The sequence below is a fragment of the Qipengyuania sp. SM2507 genome (assembly GCF_053714505.1).
In genome coordinates this window covers 2,017,898-2,032,687 of record NZ_CM132307.1, presented here as the reverse complement: position 1 = coordinate 2,032,687, position 14,790 = coordinate 2,017,898, and the positions used below count along the sequence as shown (strand labels likewise).

Here is a 14,790-nt window from a genome sequence, read left to right as displayed (position 1 = left end):
TCTTCGACGACGAGCAGCCGCCGAGCGGCCAGTGCGGGTATTGCGGCATCCGTCAGCGGTCGGGCACCGGGCTCGCATCGGGCGATCGGGCGAGCGGCATGATCGCCGCACTCCACGGAAAGACGAGCGTGGCACGCAACCCGCCGGGCTCGAAGGCCACGCTGGCCTTGCCCTTCAGCTCGTAGGCGGTGCTTCGTTCGATGAAGCGCGTGCCCTGTCCACGCCGCGAGGGCGGCTCGACCGCAGGGCCGTCGCTTTCGGTCCAGTCGATCGTGATCTTTCGATCCTTGCCGACATCGCTGATATGCCACCTGATCGAAACCAGCCCCGCAGAGCCCGACAAGGCGCCATATTTGACCGCATTGGTCGTCAGCTCGTGGAGGATCATCGTCAGCGCAAGACAGGCTTGCGGGCGCAAATCGATTTGCGGCCCCTCCGCCAGCGCGACCTGCTGGTCGACCCCGAACGGCCTGAGCGCACGCTCGATGATGTGCCTGAGCGTGACGCCCTTCCAGCTGCCATCGATGACGGCGTCGTTGGCACCCGCCAGCGCCTGCAGACGTCCCTGGAACGCGTCTTGGAATATCTCGAGGCTGGTACTGTGCCGCAGCGTCTGGGTGGCGATCGACTGGACGACGGCAAGGGTGTTCTTCACCCGATGGCTGAGTTCGCCGACCAGCAATTCCTGGTGCTTGTCCGCATCGCGGCGGTCGGTGACATCCTCGATCGCCAGCAGGATGAATTCCGCGCGACCATCGTCTTCCGCGACACGGCGGGCGTTGAGCAGCATGCAGCGCATGCCGAGCCGCGGATCCTCGAGCCCGATCTCGTAATCGTCGATCTGGCGTTCGGAGGGCAGCATCTCTTCCAGCAGCGTGTGGAGCTTGGGAACATCCCAGCGCCCATCCGCCAGCTCATAGACCGAGCGACCGATCGTATCGGAATTGCTGGTGCCGAAAGTCTGGTGGAACGCCGGATTGACCGAGCGCACGCGGAAATCCCCGGTCAGCGCCACGAGCGGATCGCGGATCGTTTCCACGATCGCCTCGGCATAGTCGCGGGCTTCGGCAATGCCCGCCTGGGTCGATTTCAAATCGGTGACGTCGATGAAGGTGGCGACCGCACCGACGATGCGGTTGTCCCGGCTGCGGTAGGGAAAGACGCGGAGCACCAGGCATCGTCCGTCGTCGGCCCGCACTTCCTGTTCGGATGTCGTCAGGCGCTCGATGGCGGCCGTCGCCTTTCCGGCCAGATCGCCGACGGAGAACTTCTGGGTGAAATTGGCAATCGACCGGCCGACGTCCTTGTCGAGCAGGTTGAACAGGCTCTGGATCGCCGGGCTGAACCATTTGATCCGCAATTTGGTATCGAGAAAGATCGTCGCGATATCGTTGCCTTCGAGCAGGTTCTGAAGATCGTCGCTCGCTTCGGCCAGCTCGACGATCTTGCGATCGAGCTGGGCGTTGACGGTGATCAGCTCCTCGTTGAGGGATTGCAATTCCTCCTTGGAGGATTCGAGCTCCTCATTGGTGGCCTGCAATTCCTCATTGACGCTCGTCACCTCTTCGTTGGCGGCGGTCAATTCCTCGTTGGCGGTCTCGTATTGCTCGACGGTGAAGTGCATCTCCTCACGCGCCGAACGTAACTCCTCCTCGAAGTCGCCATCGGATGCGGCGGCCGTTGCATCGGCGCGCGCGGGCGTATCGCGATCGCTATCCTTGGCGAAGCTCACGAGGATCAGGTCGGCACCGCCCTCGATTGGGACCGCACTCGCGGTCACCACGACAGCATCGCTCGATCCGCTCTTGAAAGCGGTGCGCAGCGCGACCGGCTCGCCCTCCTGGATCGACTTGCGGACCGCGCTTCGCACCGACATCCGCAATCCGTCGCGGGCAAGCGCCAACAGATCCATCGTCGGCTTGCCCGATGGCTGGGTCAGATAGTCTTCGGTCGAGCCATGGTAATGGACGATGCGATAGTTACGGTCGATCAGCACCGAGGCGGGAGCGAAGCGCTCTGCCAGCGTCCTGGAAGCGATATCGGCCAGCCTGGGCGGCGCGACGGTGTCCGGGACCAGGCCACTGCGAACCGGCCAATGCGAAAAATCGAGCGCCGCCGACCGGGCCGGTCCGACGCGGCGGTATATCCGCCAGCGCTTCGACACGCAGGCGAAGAGATGGTCACGCTGGCCGACCGTCTCGGCATTGCCGAGGAACAGATAGCCGTTCTCGCGCAGCGCGAAATGAGCCAGCGACAGCACCTTGTCCTGCGCCGCAGGCTCGAGATAGATCAGCAAATTGCGGCAGCTGACCAGGTCCATGCGCGAATAGGGCGGATCCTGCAGCAGGTTCTGCGGTGCGAACAGCACCCGCTCGCGGATCTCCGGCTTGACCCGGTAATAATTGTCATCGAGCTTGTCGAAGAAGCGCTCGATCCGCTCGGACGGCAGGCTTTCCACCATGCTGCCGGGAAAAGTGGCCCGGCGTGCGGCACTCAGATGGTGTTCGGCGGCATCGGTCGCGAAAATCTTGATCGCGAGCGCTTTGCTGGAAGCATCGCTGCGTTCCGCCAGGATCATGGCGATCGTGAAGGCCTCTTCGCCGGTCGAGCAGGCGGGCACCCAGACCCTGATCGCCTCGCCGCGTTCGGCCTTCTCGACCATTGGTGTGATCACCTCGCGATCGAGTGCGTCCCAGGCCTCGGCATCGCGGAAGAACGCGGTCACATGGATCAGCAGGTCCTTGACGAGCCGGCCGGCCTCTTCCGGATCCTGTTCCAGCATGTCCAGATAGTCGCCGAGCTTGTCGATGTGGGCGATGCCCATCCGGCGATGAATACGGCGGGAGAGGGTGTTGCGCTTGTACTGGCTGAAATCGTGGCCTGCGCGAGCGCGCAGCAGGTTGAGCACGTCATCGATGCCGGGACCCGTGGAGTCCGCGCCGACATCCTCCGCCAGTTCCGGCCGCGGGGCATCGACGTAGGAATGGCTGGCATAGCGTATCAGCGCCTCGGGCATGTCCTCGGGCGAAAGCACGAGATCGACCGAGCCCGAGGCCGTTGCATGGCGCGGCATGCTGTCGAATTTGGCGATCTCGGGGTCCTGCGCGATACACAGGCCGCCAGCCTGCTTGATATCCGCCAGCCCGGCCGTGCCATTGCTGCCGGCGCCCGAAAGGACGATGGCGATGGCCTTGGCCTTCTGGTCCTCGGCAAGCGAGCTGAAGAATTTGTCGATCGGATGGCGGTGGCCGCGCGGGGCTTCGGGCTCGACCAGACGCAGGATCCCGTCGCGGATCAGCAGAGTCTTGGCCGGGATGATGATGTGGACACGGTTGGGTTCGACGGGCATCCCGTCTGCGATCTGCACGACCGGCATCGAGGTTTCCCGGCCCAGCAGCTCGGCCAGCAGGCTCTCGCGGGTGGGATCGAGATGCTGGACGACAACGAAGCCCATGCCGCTGTCCGCCGGCATCGCATTGAAGAACGCGGTCGCAACCTCGAGCCCGCCCGCCGACATGCCGATCCCCACGATCGGGAAACTGCCGCCGACGCCATCTTCCGCGTCGCTGCCTTGGGACTGTGGTGCTGTCTGCCGATCGGACTTGTATGCGCCGCGCCCTGCCTGTGATTGTGTCACCTGGGCCGGGTCATCGGGGGATTTGTCACTATCGGACAGTCATAAACTCCAAAAAATTCGAGGATACTGGCAAAAATGCATTTATTCTATTGCCGTACCGAACCCAACGCCGAAAACTGCGGGGGAGCAAGGGGAAAGATATGCCCACGGCAGCGCCGGTCGGATCAACATCCAAATTCGCTTGGAGCCTGCGGCACCTCCCGAGCTCTCAGGCCTGATGGCGCGTCTCAGGGTCTGCGTGCTCGGCGCGACGGGGACCATCGGTCGGGCGACCGTTGCCGCGCTCGTGCAGCGCGGCCACGAGGTGGTCGCGTTCGTTCGCGAGCGGTCTCCCGAGGGTGGTATGGCGGCGGCGGCGGGGGCCGGGCTGTCTGGTCTCACCGAGGTCAGGCGCGTCGACGTGAGCGATCCGGTCTCGCTCGCCCGCGACGGCTTTGCTGGCGAGCGTTTCGATGCGGTGGTGTCCTGCATGGCCTCGCGCACGGGGGCGCCCAAGGATGCCTGGGCGGTCGATCACTACGCGCACCTGCTGGCGCTGGAGGCGGCACAGCGCGCGGGGGTGGCGCATTTCGTGCTGCTGTCCGCCATCTGCGTGCAAAAACCGGTGCTCGCCTTCCAGCACGCCAAGCTGGCCTTCGAGACGGCGCTGATCCAATCCGGTCTGCGCTATTCGATCGTGCGACCCACCGCCTTCTTCAAATCGCTTTCGGGACAGATCGAGCGCGTTCGCAAGGGCCGCCCCTTCCTGCTGTTCGGCGATGGCACGCTGACCGCCTGCAAGCCGATCGGCGACGGGGATCTGGCGGAATACATCGCGGACTGCCTCGTGAACGAGAGCCGCTGGAACCGGATACTTCCCATCGGGGGGCCGGGCGAGGCGATCACCCCTCGCCAGCAGGGCGAAGCGCTGTTCGCCATGCTGGGGCGCCCGGCAAAGTTTCGCTCTGTCCCCGTGGGCCTGCTCGACGTCATCGCCGCCGGGCTCGGTGTGGCTGGGCGGGTCGTGCCATCGCTGGCCGACAAAGCCGAACTCGCCCGCATCGGCCGCTATTACGCCACCGAGTCCATGCTGGTGCTCGATCCGCAAACGGGGCTTTATGACTCCGATGCCACGCCCTCGACGGGCACCGAGACCCTGTTCGATTACTACCGTTCGGTCTTGCAGGGCACCGCCACGCCGGAACGCGGCGATCATGCCGTTTTCTGACGTTTCACCAAGTCTGTGTCCGGGTCACGGTCGAGGATCGGGCAGCAATTGGGTGGAAGAACCGCGACGAATTTCGTGAACTGGACCGGTTCACGGTCCGCTAGGCTGCCGGTTGTTCTGGCGCGCTCAGCCGGGCCAGTTCCTGGCCGGCTCCTGCAGCGCCAGCCGCCGCGCAGTGGTGGCGGTCTGAAGCACGAACAGCGCGATCAGGATCAGGCCGATCCCGCCGACGAACAGGTCGAAGCCGTTCAATTCCCAGACAATCGGGCTCTCGAGCCCCGCGATCAGCATCGCCAGCGTCAGCCCGATCAGGATCAGCCGCAATTCGGTCGGGCCGGCGTTGAAATAGGACAGCCGCAACTCGCCCAGCACACGAACCGAGAGGAAGGCGTGGATCGACATCAGCAGATAGCCTGCCAGCGCGATCAGCGCGACCTCGAGCTGGACGTAGGGCGTCACCCCGATCCCGATCACCACCAGCATGGTGGCAAAGCCGTCGCAGCTGTGATCGAGGAAATAGCCGTAGCGCGGGCGCTCGATCTTGCGGAACCGGGCGAGGCTGCCATCGAGCGAATCGCCGAACCAGTGGATGAAATAGCCCAGGATCGACAGCCACAGCCAGTTGGCGTCCAGATTGCTGGCAAGATAGCCGGCAAAGACGAACAGCGCGCCGACCATGCCGGTGAAGGTCAGCAGGTCCGGAGTGACCCAATGGGGCATCACGGAGCAAAGGTGGTTGAGGGCACGCCGCTCCAGCCGCGCAATCAGGTTTTCCTGGATACGGTGGATGGGGGCAATGGGTGCCTTGGGATCTGGGGTGTCTGTCATAAATTTGCCACGCGCCCGGTAACGGAACACCCCCGCTGTGTCCAATCCCGGCGGCAAGACGACAAAGAGCGACCGGGGAAATCCCGGAAACACCAGATGGCGCGCAGACATGAAAAAGGCGGCCCCGGGGGACCGCCTTTCTCGGTAACGATTTACTCAATCAGGGGCTGACGGCAAGGTCGTCATCATCGTCGTCGGTAAGAATGAGAGCGAGCATGCCCGCAGCCGCGAGAGCGGCCACGACGATCGCGGCGCCGATTCCGCCGCCGAGTTCGGACTCTTCGCTCGATGGCATCGAGCTGCGATCCAGCGGCGCGGCATTGGCCGCCTGGAGTGCGACCGGAGCCGAAATCAGCGAGCCGGCGGCCGCTGCAAACATCAAATTGCGAATTTTCATAGTGCGATCCTTCTTTGCGTGAGTTCCCCAAAGGCTCGCCACGCCAGATGGTTCCTGACCGGCGCGCGTGTTCGACGAACCGTGCCTACCATCGGCTCAGCCCTGATTTGGAAAGGTTTTCGTCCTGGTTCCTGGTTTTTCCGGTGTTCGCGTTCCCCGGATGCCTATCCGAGGCGAAGAACGCTGGGCCGGTCTGGTGGCAGGGGCCGAAAGTTACGAAATATTACCCTTTGGAGCCCTAGGAAGCCCGGAAGCCTTAGTCGATTATTGAGGGGAGGCGGCTGCCGCCCACAGCCTATGCGTGAAGTTGACGAACCAGATCAGGATGGCGGGCTGTTCCGCTTTGCCTCGCGCTGGCGTCGCGGGCTGCGGGGTCGTTTTCGCAGCGAGCAGGACGTTGCCGAACCGCAGACCGCCCGTCGACGGATAGCCGCATGGGCCATGCTGATCGGGCTGGTAGCGGGATTTATCGACCTGACCCTTCCGGTCGAAGACAGCTTTCGTGCGATCCGCGCCGCAGTACGGTCGCACCCTGCGGATCAGCAGGTGGTGGTGGTGGCTATCGACGATAAGTCTCTTAACGCCATGGGAACGGACGAACCCAGTCGCAGCGCGGATGCACGCGTCCTCGACCGATTGTTCGCGCTTGGGGCCGACCGCGTCTTTTTCGCGCGTGCCTATGCGGATTTGACCACTCCGAGCGAGGATGGGCAATTCGCTCGCGCACTCGAGCGGCATAGTCCCAGAGTGTATATCGGCGGCACCCCGAAGTTCGACCAGGGTGACGGATCGGCCTCGGCCATCCTTCCAAACCCGCGCTTCCGCGAGTTTGCGCAAATCGTTTCCATGTACGGCGAAATGGCGCCCTTCGGCCTTTCGTCGCGGTTCCCGACAAGCTCGTTCATCCTTGGCGAGGAGCGGCCCTCGTTCTCGGCTGAACTTGCGCGGCTGGACGTGGAAGGCGGTGCCTACAGGCCCGATTTCGCGGTCGATCACGCCACGATTCCGACGATCAGCTATATCGATGCGCTTTCGGGTAGGGTCGGCGCGGAGGCCATCCGGGGGAAGGATGTCGTTATCGCTCCAGCCAGCCGGGCACTGCGCGACCTCAATCCGATGCCGTTCGGCGAGCTGGTACCCAGCGCTTACTTCCACGTGATCGGCGCAGAGACGCTCAAGCACGGCTATCCTCTGGACCTCGGCTGGTTTCCTGCCTTCCTTGCCATCTGCGGCATCGTTCTTGTCCTTGCAAGAAGGCCTTCACCGCCAAGGCATCTTGCCTTGGTGACGGGGGGCGCGCTGGTGTCGGTGCCCCTGGTTCTCGATATGACTAATATCAGCGTTGACGTGATGCCGGCGGTGGTCTGCCTGGCGATCGCCTCGTTCCGGCTCTACCGCCTCGCGAACAAGACGTATCGAGGATCGACCGGGCTGCGCAGGATCGAGACGTTGCAAGGGTCTCAACCGGCCGAAGACATGGATGTGTTGGCCTTGAAGATCCGCAATTTCGCGACCATCTCCGCGATCCTTTCGCCGCAGGAAATCGATCAATTGCTGATCAAGGCGCACACCATGCTGCGTGCCACCGATTCCTCGGCCCAATTCGCCTTCCACAAGGACACATTCGTCTGGACTCGAGCCAAAACACCCGCAGCCGATCTCGCGGATCACGCGCAGGGACTGCATGCCCTGTTCCGCACCAGCATAACCGTGGGATCGCAGGCGCCCGATATCGCATCCTCGATCGGCATCGATTCCAATTACGAAGCCAGACTGCGCCAGCGGACCGAGAACGCGATGCAATGCGCCGAGGACGCCGCGCGCACCGGTCGCGTTTTCCTCGCCAGCGAGCTTCGGGTCGCCGATGATATCGCCTGGCGGGGGCAGATGCTTTCGGAGCTCGAAGCTGCGCTTCGCAACGACGAGGTGGGTGTCGCGTTTCAGCCCAAGGTTTCGCTTTCCACGGGTCTGATCGTTGGCGCAGAAGCGCTGCTGCGGTGGACCCATCCGACGCGGGGGAAGATCGAACCGGACAAGGTTGTCGCCCTTGCCGAAGAGCATGGCCGTGTCGGCATGATCACCTTCTTCGTTCTCAATCACGCTCTGGTCCAGGCGCGCAAGGCGCTGGATCGCTATCCCTATTTCCAGATCGCGATCAATATCTCCGCGCTCGATCTGCGCGATCGTCTGTTCGTCCCGCAACTCGAGCAGATCATCGCTGCGCATCGGTTTCCGGTGGCCAACATCATCCTCGAGATCACCGAAACCGCGCCGATCGAGAACGACGAAGTCGTCTCGCAGACGATGCGAGACCTCAAACGGATGGGGATCAAGCTCTCGGTCGACGATTTCGGAATGGGGCATGCATCGCTCGAATACCTGCGGCGGATTCCGGCCGATGAGGTCAAGATCGATCGCAGCTTCGTGTCCGGGATCGAGGCCTCGGAGGATGACCGCGCGTTGGTAGGATCGGCGATCCAGATGATCCATTCGCTGGGGCGCACGGCGGTGGCCGAAGGGGTCGAAAGTGCCCGGGTTGTCGAGCTCCTGCGCGAGATGGGCTGCGAGGAAGCGCAGGGCTATTACTTCTCGCATCCGGTCGCGATGGACGATCTGCTCGCGCAGATGCCTCGGGGGGTCATCGCGGCGTAGGGTCTTGCAATCCGTTTACGATCTGTTAACCATCCCTGTTAGCACATTCCGTGCAGACAGGAGATTTCTATGTCTATTTGGAAATGGTTGGGAACCTTCGTCTCGCCCCGCTGAATTCAGCGATACCGATTTTCGAAAGCCCCGGCCTCGCCGGGGCTTTCTTGTTTTGGAGGCTGGTATTCGGTAATTGGGCTTGGGCCGAAGTCGCCTGCACGTTGGCCGAGCGCCCTGGGATCGCCGAAAGCGAACTGGCTGCTTACTGCGTTTCTGTGCCAAGAGCCGACAGTCAGCTGGCGACCCAAAAGGCGATTATACTCCGCTTGGCCGCCCAGAACCGCGAGTATCGGTCCCGTATATGCCGCCCATCGGATTCTCGATTGAAGGTCGGCGCGATACGCTGGCGTCATTCACCCGACCTGCTAGATAACGATCAGAAGATTTCAGCCTAACAGCCTGGGGGCACTGCATTGACCTTGCGCGGACTAGCCTTGCTTTTGGCGTTGCTCTCTGCCGCATGCGGACCGGAAGGCTCTTCTGGTTCCGACCAGGTGGCAGTGCCTCCGGCTCCGCCTCCCGAGACCCTCCAGATCAATGGTGAATCTCGGGTTCTCCGGGGAACTTCCCCAACGCCACTTCTCCAACCGGCGCAAGATATTACCGCTATCTATAGTTATGGCACGAGCGGCGAAAAAGTCATGTACGTTGAAGGTCAAGACTGGGTCCGAGCCGGCGCTGGCTTCGGCAGGACCGCCAACTCCCGAATTCCGGACTTCAACGACTATACCTATGCGACCTCTTTTGGGAACCGCTTCGCCTTCAGTTCGGAGCCTCGTAATCCACCACTTACTATCAACTACAACGTTTACATAGATTACACGACACAGAAAAAAGAACAGGAGGTAACGGCGCTGGTGCTCGGGCGCCAGCAAAGTTCTGTACTATGTCTCGGAGATAGCATTGCCGATGGGGCCCACACTATCGAATCGTATTATCGAGGCAACGACAGCCAGAGCTGGTGCGGACTCCTGCGATCGGCCCTGGCACCTGGGATGAGCGTGCGGAACGAGTCCGTTCCGGGCGGATCGCTTCGATCGATTGCGTCAGATCTCCAGGCTTATTCTGCCCTACCCGGCGACACCGTAATCCTTGCATTTGGCATGAACGACCATGTGTTCGAGCCGGAAAACGGAGTGGCGGGCTTCGAAAGCGAACTGGAAACGGTCGTATCTGCATTTTTGGCCCGCAAATCCAATGTCATTCTGGTCGGTTTTTTCCAGCAGAACGAATTATGGGAGTTGGAGGAGCGTGCCAAAACGGTCTCGTACAATCAGGCAATTCGCTCGGTCGCCCAATCGAAGAAAGTTCCTTTCATCGATATCCTGGCTGCTTTTGAAGCCATCAGAGTCGGGATGGATCCACAGTTCGCGCACGTAACTGGTGATTTTATGCACCATCCGAACGTTTATGGGCAGAGGATATACTATTCTCTTCTAATTCCTTACTTCATTCAGAGTAGTCGATCCTCGTCTACGATACCGCACTACGTCCAGGGCCCCTGGACGAATTAGAGATCGTGAATGATGCCTCCTACCCGATCCGGTCCGACACGATGATGAAATTCTCGAGCCAGATCAGAGGCTGAAGCCGCCCCTGCCGAGATGACTGCTCCCCACCCACTCCCGGTCATCCCAGTGCCAACCACGCCGCACCGGAAGTCGACAGGCTCCATTCAGCACCGCTAGCCATAACCGACCAGGGCCGTGCTCGCGCATCGGACCGCTCATCCGGAACCCATCGCGCGATCCGCTGTTGTGACGATCAATGGTTGGTGGGCGGCGCAGACTCGCAAGCAGGCGCGATCAAGCAGCTTCGGGCGACGACGCCACCCAAGTGGCCGACTTGTCAAAATAGTCGAATGATCTCAAGGTAGTGCGGATGAACGACAACAACACCGGCCGCGAAAGCGCGGCCCCCACATCGACCGGGATCAAGGGTCTCGATCACATCCTGCACGGCGGATTTCCGGCGTACCGGCTCTATCTGGTCGAGGGAACGCCCGGCGCGGGCAAGACCACGCTGGCGCTCAACTTCCTGCTCGAAGGCCGCAAGCAGGGCGAGACCGGGCTCTACATCACCCTCTCGGAAACCGCCGACGAGCTTTACTCGGTCGCCCGGTCGCACGAGTGGTCGCTCGACGGGATCGACCTGTTCGAACTGGTCGCCGAACACGAATTCAGCAGCGACAACGAACAGAGCCTGCTCCACCCCAGCGAAGTCGAACTGGGCGAGACGGTTGCCGGAATTATCGCGCAGGTCGAGAAGACCAATCCGACCCGGGTGGTGCTCGACAGCCTCTCCGAACTGCGGCTGCTGTCGCAAAGCCCGCTGCGCTATCGCCGCCAGATCCTCGCGCTCAAGCACTTCTTTGCCAAGCGCGACTGCACCGTGCTCATGCTCGACGATCGCACCTCCGAGCCGGGCGACCTGCAATTGCACAGCATCGCACATGGCGTGATCTGCCTGGAACACAGCGCGAGCGCGTTCGGATCCGAACGGCGTCGGCTGCGGGTCATCAAGATGCGCGGTCTGAAATACCGCGGCGGCTTTCACGATTTCAACATCGAGAAGGGCGGGCTGGTGGTCTATCCTCGGCTGGTCGCCTCGGAACACCATCGCGAGTTCGATCCGGCTCCGGTTACCACCGGGCTTGCCGGGCTCGACACGCTGCTGGGAAAAGGTCTGGTACCCGGAACCAGCACACTGCTCACCGGCCCGGCGGGTGTTGGCAAGACGACCACCGCGGTACAATCGCTGGTCGCAGCGCTGGAGCGCGGCGATCGCGCGGCCTATTTCCTGTTCGACGAGCGGCTCGCGACGCTGCTCCAGCGCTCCGCCGCGCTGGGCATGGATTTGCGGCCTTATCTCGAGAACGGCCAGCTGCAGCTGCGGCAGATCGATCCCGCCGAACTGTCGCCGGGAGAATTCGCCGGTGCGGTTCAGTCCGCGGTCGAGACCGACGGGGCCCGGATGATCGCGATCGACAGTCTCAACGCCTATATGCACGCCATGCCGAGCGACAATTTCCTCGTGCTGCAACTGCACGAATTGCTCAGCTATCTGAGCCAGCAGGGCATCATCTCGCTGTTGATCCTGGGCCAGCACGGGGTGCTGGGCGATCTGCGCTCGGACCTCGACATCAGCTATCTGGCGGATACGGTGATGATGATGCGCTTTTTCGAGGTTCAGGGTACGGTGCGCAAATCCATCGCGGTCGTCAAGACGCGGACCTCGGATCACGAACGGACCATCCGCGAATTCGATATCGATGGTTCGGGCATCAGGATCGGCGAGCCGCTGACCGGTGTCGCGGGAGTGTTGACCGGCAATTCGCAATATGTCCGCGACAACGACAGATTGCTGAAAGACGCCTGAGAAATGCCGGGCAGCAAATATGGAAACACCGTGGCGGTGCTCGCACCGCGCGGACGCGATGCCGAGGTCGCTGCGGAACTGCTCGGCCAGACCGGGATCGAACCGTTGGTGGTGCCCGATCTCGCGGCTTTGTGCGCGCTGATCGAGAAGCATATCGGGGCGGTGCTGATCGCTGAGGAAGCGATCGGCGATGATGTCTCCCCCATCCATGCGGCGCTCGAAGCGCAGCCGGCATGGTCGGATATTCCCTTTATCGTCCTGACCAGCGGGAGGACGCGCAGGCGCACCCCCGAGGAAGACGAGCGTATCGATGCGCTCGGCAATGCGGTGCTGCTCGCGCGGCCGATGCATCGCGACGACATCATCCGGGCGGTCCGCTCGGCGCTGAAAGCGCGCCAGCGCCAGTTCGAAGCGCGCGCGCGGATGGAAGAACTGCGCGACCACCAGGAAATGCTGCGCAAGAGCGAGCGCAAGTTCCACGCGATCGCTAATTCGATCGACCAGATGATCTGGTCGACGCGTCCCGACGGCTATCACGATTACTACAACGACCGCTGGTACGAATACACCGGCGTACCCCAGGGCTCCACCGATGGCGAACGCTGGGACGGCATGTTCCACCCCGACGATCAGCCGCGCGCCTGGCGCCGCTGGGAACATTCGCTCGAGACCGGCGAGCCCTACGAAATCGAGTACCGCCTCCGCCACCGTTCGGGCGAATATCGCTGGGTGCTGGGCAAGGCGCAGCCGGTCCGCGACGAGGACGGGCAGATCATCCGCTGGTACGGCAGCTGCACCGATATCCACGAACAGGTCCGCATCCGCGAGCAGCTGGCGGCCTCGCAGGATCGGCTGGAAACCGCGGTGAGTGAGCGCACGCAGGAGCTGGCGGACCTCTATCTCAAGACCCCGGTCGCGCTGCTCTCGACCGACGGCCAGGGCTGCGTGGTGAGCGTCAGCGAGCGCTGGCTGTCTTTCATGGGATATGGGTCCGCCGACGAGGTGCTGGGGCGGCCGGTGATCGATTTCATGGCTCCCGAATGCCTGACCGATCACGAGGGCGCCTACAGCGAGCGGATGGCCGAGACGAACGTGGTCTACGATCTGCCCTACACCACCATCAAGCGCAGCGGCGAGCGTGCGGAAGTGCTGGTTTCGGCACGGTCTACCCGCAACGCAGAGGGCGAAGTCCAGCGGGTCATGGCCTCGGTGGTCGATGTCACCCAGCGCAAGGCCGCTGAAGCGGCGCGGGACAAGGCCGAACACGCGCTGCGGCAGAGCCAGAAGCTGGAGACCATCGGCCAGCTGACCGGCGGGGTGGCGCATGATTTCAACAATCTGCTGATGGCGGTGCGCTCCAGCCTCGAATTGCTGCGCAAGCGGCTGCCCCAAGGCGACGAGCGCGCGCAGGTCTATCTCGCCAATGCGCTCGCGGGCACCGAACGCGGCGCCTCGCTGACCCAGCGGATGCTGGCCTTCGCGCGCAAGCAGGAGCTCGATCCGAAGCCGGTCGATGTCGCGGCGCTGCTGCCGGGGATGCGCGATCTGCTCGAGCGCTCGCTCGGCCCCGAGATGGATGTCGTGCTGGAACTTGGCGCCAAAGTTCCGCGGGCGCTGGTCGACGAGAACCAGCTGGAAATGGCGGTGCTCAACCTGGCGGTGAACGCGCGCGATGCGATGGCGGGGAACGGGAAGCTGACGATCAGGCTGGACTGCGTACGAGTGGAACCGGATGCGGATCGGGGGGCGCAGCTCGAGGCGGGCGACTATGTCCGTATCCGCGTCGAGGACACCGGCACCGGGATGGATTCCGAGACCTTGGCGCGCGCGATGGAACCGTTCTTCACCACCAAGGGCGTGGGGCGCGGCACCGGGCTGGGGCTGTCGATGGTCCACGGGCTGACCAGCCAGCTGGGCGGATCGTTCCAGCTGCAAAGTCGGGAAGGCGAGGGAACCAGTGCGGAGATGTACCTGCCGGTGGCGAGGGGCGGACTCGCCGCTCCCGCCACCGCATCCGCTCCCCAAGAAGAGCCTGCGGACACGCTCAAGCCCTTGAAAATACTGGCCGTCGACGACGACGCGCTGGTCCTGTTCGGCACCGTGGCGCTGCTCGAGGACCTGGGTCACGAGGTCCAGGAGGCCGGCTCGGGCGCGCAAGCTCTCGCCATGCTGTCTATGCGCGATGATATCGATCTTGTGATCACCGACCAGGCCATGCCCAATATGACCGGCGTGGCATTGGCACGCGAAATCCATCGCGACCGACCCGACCTACCGGTGGTCCTCGCCAGCGGCTATGCCGAGATGCCCGAGGGCGCAAAACAGGATATCGTTGCCCGGCTGGAGAAGCCCTTCAGCCACGACGATCTGGACGGCGTCATCCGCTCGATCTTCGCCGGCTGACGGAGACGATTCCGCCCTTGCAGAGTCGGGCCCCGATTAAACGGGGCTTTCAACCCGATCTATGCTAAAAACGCCCCGCATCTGTGTTCGCCGGTACGATCTTGAGCGAGCGCCGGGTATGACTTTCACACCGCGAGTCTCCGGCTTCTGTTGGCCTTGGCCATGGGATTTCTTACGTCCGTTAAGTCCGAAACCCCGCGCCTGAGCGCCACCATCGGCATTGCTGCACGATGG

Annotated in this window: 8 protein-coding genes; 5 read left to right on the top strand and 3 right to left on the bottom strand. The window is 62.9% G+C overall.

What is annotated here, in order from left to right:
- Positions 1–52: 52 nt before the first annotated feature.
- Complete coding sequence (locus tag ACWIKC_RS09890; RefSeq protein WP_454597336.1) at positions 53–3,637, bottom strand: chemotaxis protein CheB; 3,585 nt, start codon at positions 3,635–3,637, stop codon at positions 53–55.
- 217 nt (positions 3,638–3,854) lie between these two features.
- Here ACWIKC_RS09890 and ACWIKC_RS09885 point away from each other — a divergent pair, with 217 nt between their 5' ends.
- Complete coding sequence (locus ACWIKC_RS09885) at positions 3,855–4,844, top strand: NAD(P)H-binding protein (protein ID WP_454597335.1); 990 nt, start codon at positions 3,855–3,857, stop codon at positions 4,842–4,844.
- A gap of 126 nt (positions 4,845–4,970) precedes the next feature.
- Here ACWIKC_RS09885 and ACWIKC_RS09880 read toward each other — a convergent pair whose 3' ends face one another.
- Complete coding sequence (locus ACWIKC_RS09880) at positions 4,971–5,672, bottom strand: CDP-alcohol phosphatidyltransferase family protein (RefSeq protein WP_454597334.1); 702 nt, start codon at positions 5,670–5,672, stop codon at positions 4,971–4,973.
- Between the two features lie 160 nt (positions 5,673–5,832).
- Positions 5,833–6,069 (bottom strand): hypothetical protein, encoded by a 237-nt coding sequence (locus tag ACWIKC_RS09875; protein ID WP_454597333.1) that lies wholly within the window; start codon positions 6,067–6,069, stop codon positions 5,833–5,835.
- 297 nt (positions 6,070–6,366) lie between these two features.
- On the opposite strand from ACWIKC_RS09875, the gene ACWIKC_RS09870 reads away from it, so the two are divergent.
- The 4 genes from ACWIKC_RS09870 to ACWIKC_RS09855 all read left to right on the top strand — a co-directional run bounded on the left by ACWIKC_RS09870 (position 6,367) and on the right by ACWIKC_RS09855 (position 14,556).
- Complete coding sequence (locus ACWIKC_RS09870; RefSeq protein WP_454597332.1) at positions 6,367–8,721, top strand: EAL domain-containing protein; 2,355 nt, start codon at positions 6,367–6,369, stop codon at positions 8,719–8,721.
- Positions 8,722–9,188: 467 nt separating this feature from the next.
- On the top strand, positions 9,189–10,289 hold the full coding sequence (locus tag ACWIKC_RS09865) for an SGNH/GDSL hydrolase family protein (RefSeq protein WP_454597331.1): 1,101 nt from the start codon (positions 9,189–9,191) through the stop codon (positions 10,287–10,289).
- Between the two features lie 367 nt (positions 10,290–10,656).
- Complete coding sequence (locus ACWIKC_RS09860; RefSeq protein WP_454597330.1) at positions 10,657–12,153, top strand: ATPase domain-containing protein; 1,497 nt, start codon at positions 10,657–10,659, stop codon at positions 12,151–12,153.
- A gap of 3 nt (positions 12,154–12,156) precedes the next feature.
- Positions 12,157–14,556, top strand: coding sequence for a PAS domain S-box protein (locus tag ACWIKC_RS09855; RefSeq protein ID WP_454597329.1), 2,400 nt, complete (start codon positions 12,157–12,159; stop codon positions 14,554–14,556).
- Positions 14,557–14,790 lie beyond the last annotated feature (234 nt).

Excerpts from the sequence above, each read along its gene's own strand:
- ACWIKC_RS09885 (WP_454597335.1), top strand. The coding sequence starts at position 3,855 with ATGGCGCGTCTCAGGGTCTGCGTGCTCGGCGCGACGGGGACCATCGGT.
- ACWIKC_RS09880 (WP_454597334.1), bottom strand. The coding sequence starts at position 5,672 with ATGACAGACACCCCAGATCCCAAGGCACCCATTGCCCCCATCCACCGT.
- ACWIKC_RS09875 (WP_454597333.1), bottom strand. The coding sequence starts at position 6,069 with ATGAAAATTCGCAATTTGATGTTTGCAGCGGCCGCCGGCTCGCTGATT.
- ACWIKC_RS09870 (WP_454597332.1), top strand. The coding sequence starts at position 6,367 with ATGCGTGAAGTTGACGAACCAGATCAGGATGGCGGGCTGTTCCGCTTT.
- ACWIKC_RS09860 (WP_454597330.1), top strand. The coding sequence starts at position 10,657 with ATGAACGACAACAACACCGGCCGCGAAAGCGCGGCCCCCACATCGACC.
- ACWIKC_RS09855 (WP_454597329.1), top strand. The coding sequence starts at position 12,157 with ATGCCGGGCAGCAAATATGGAAACACCGTGGCGGTGCTCGCACCGCGC.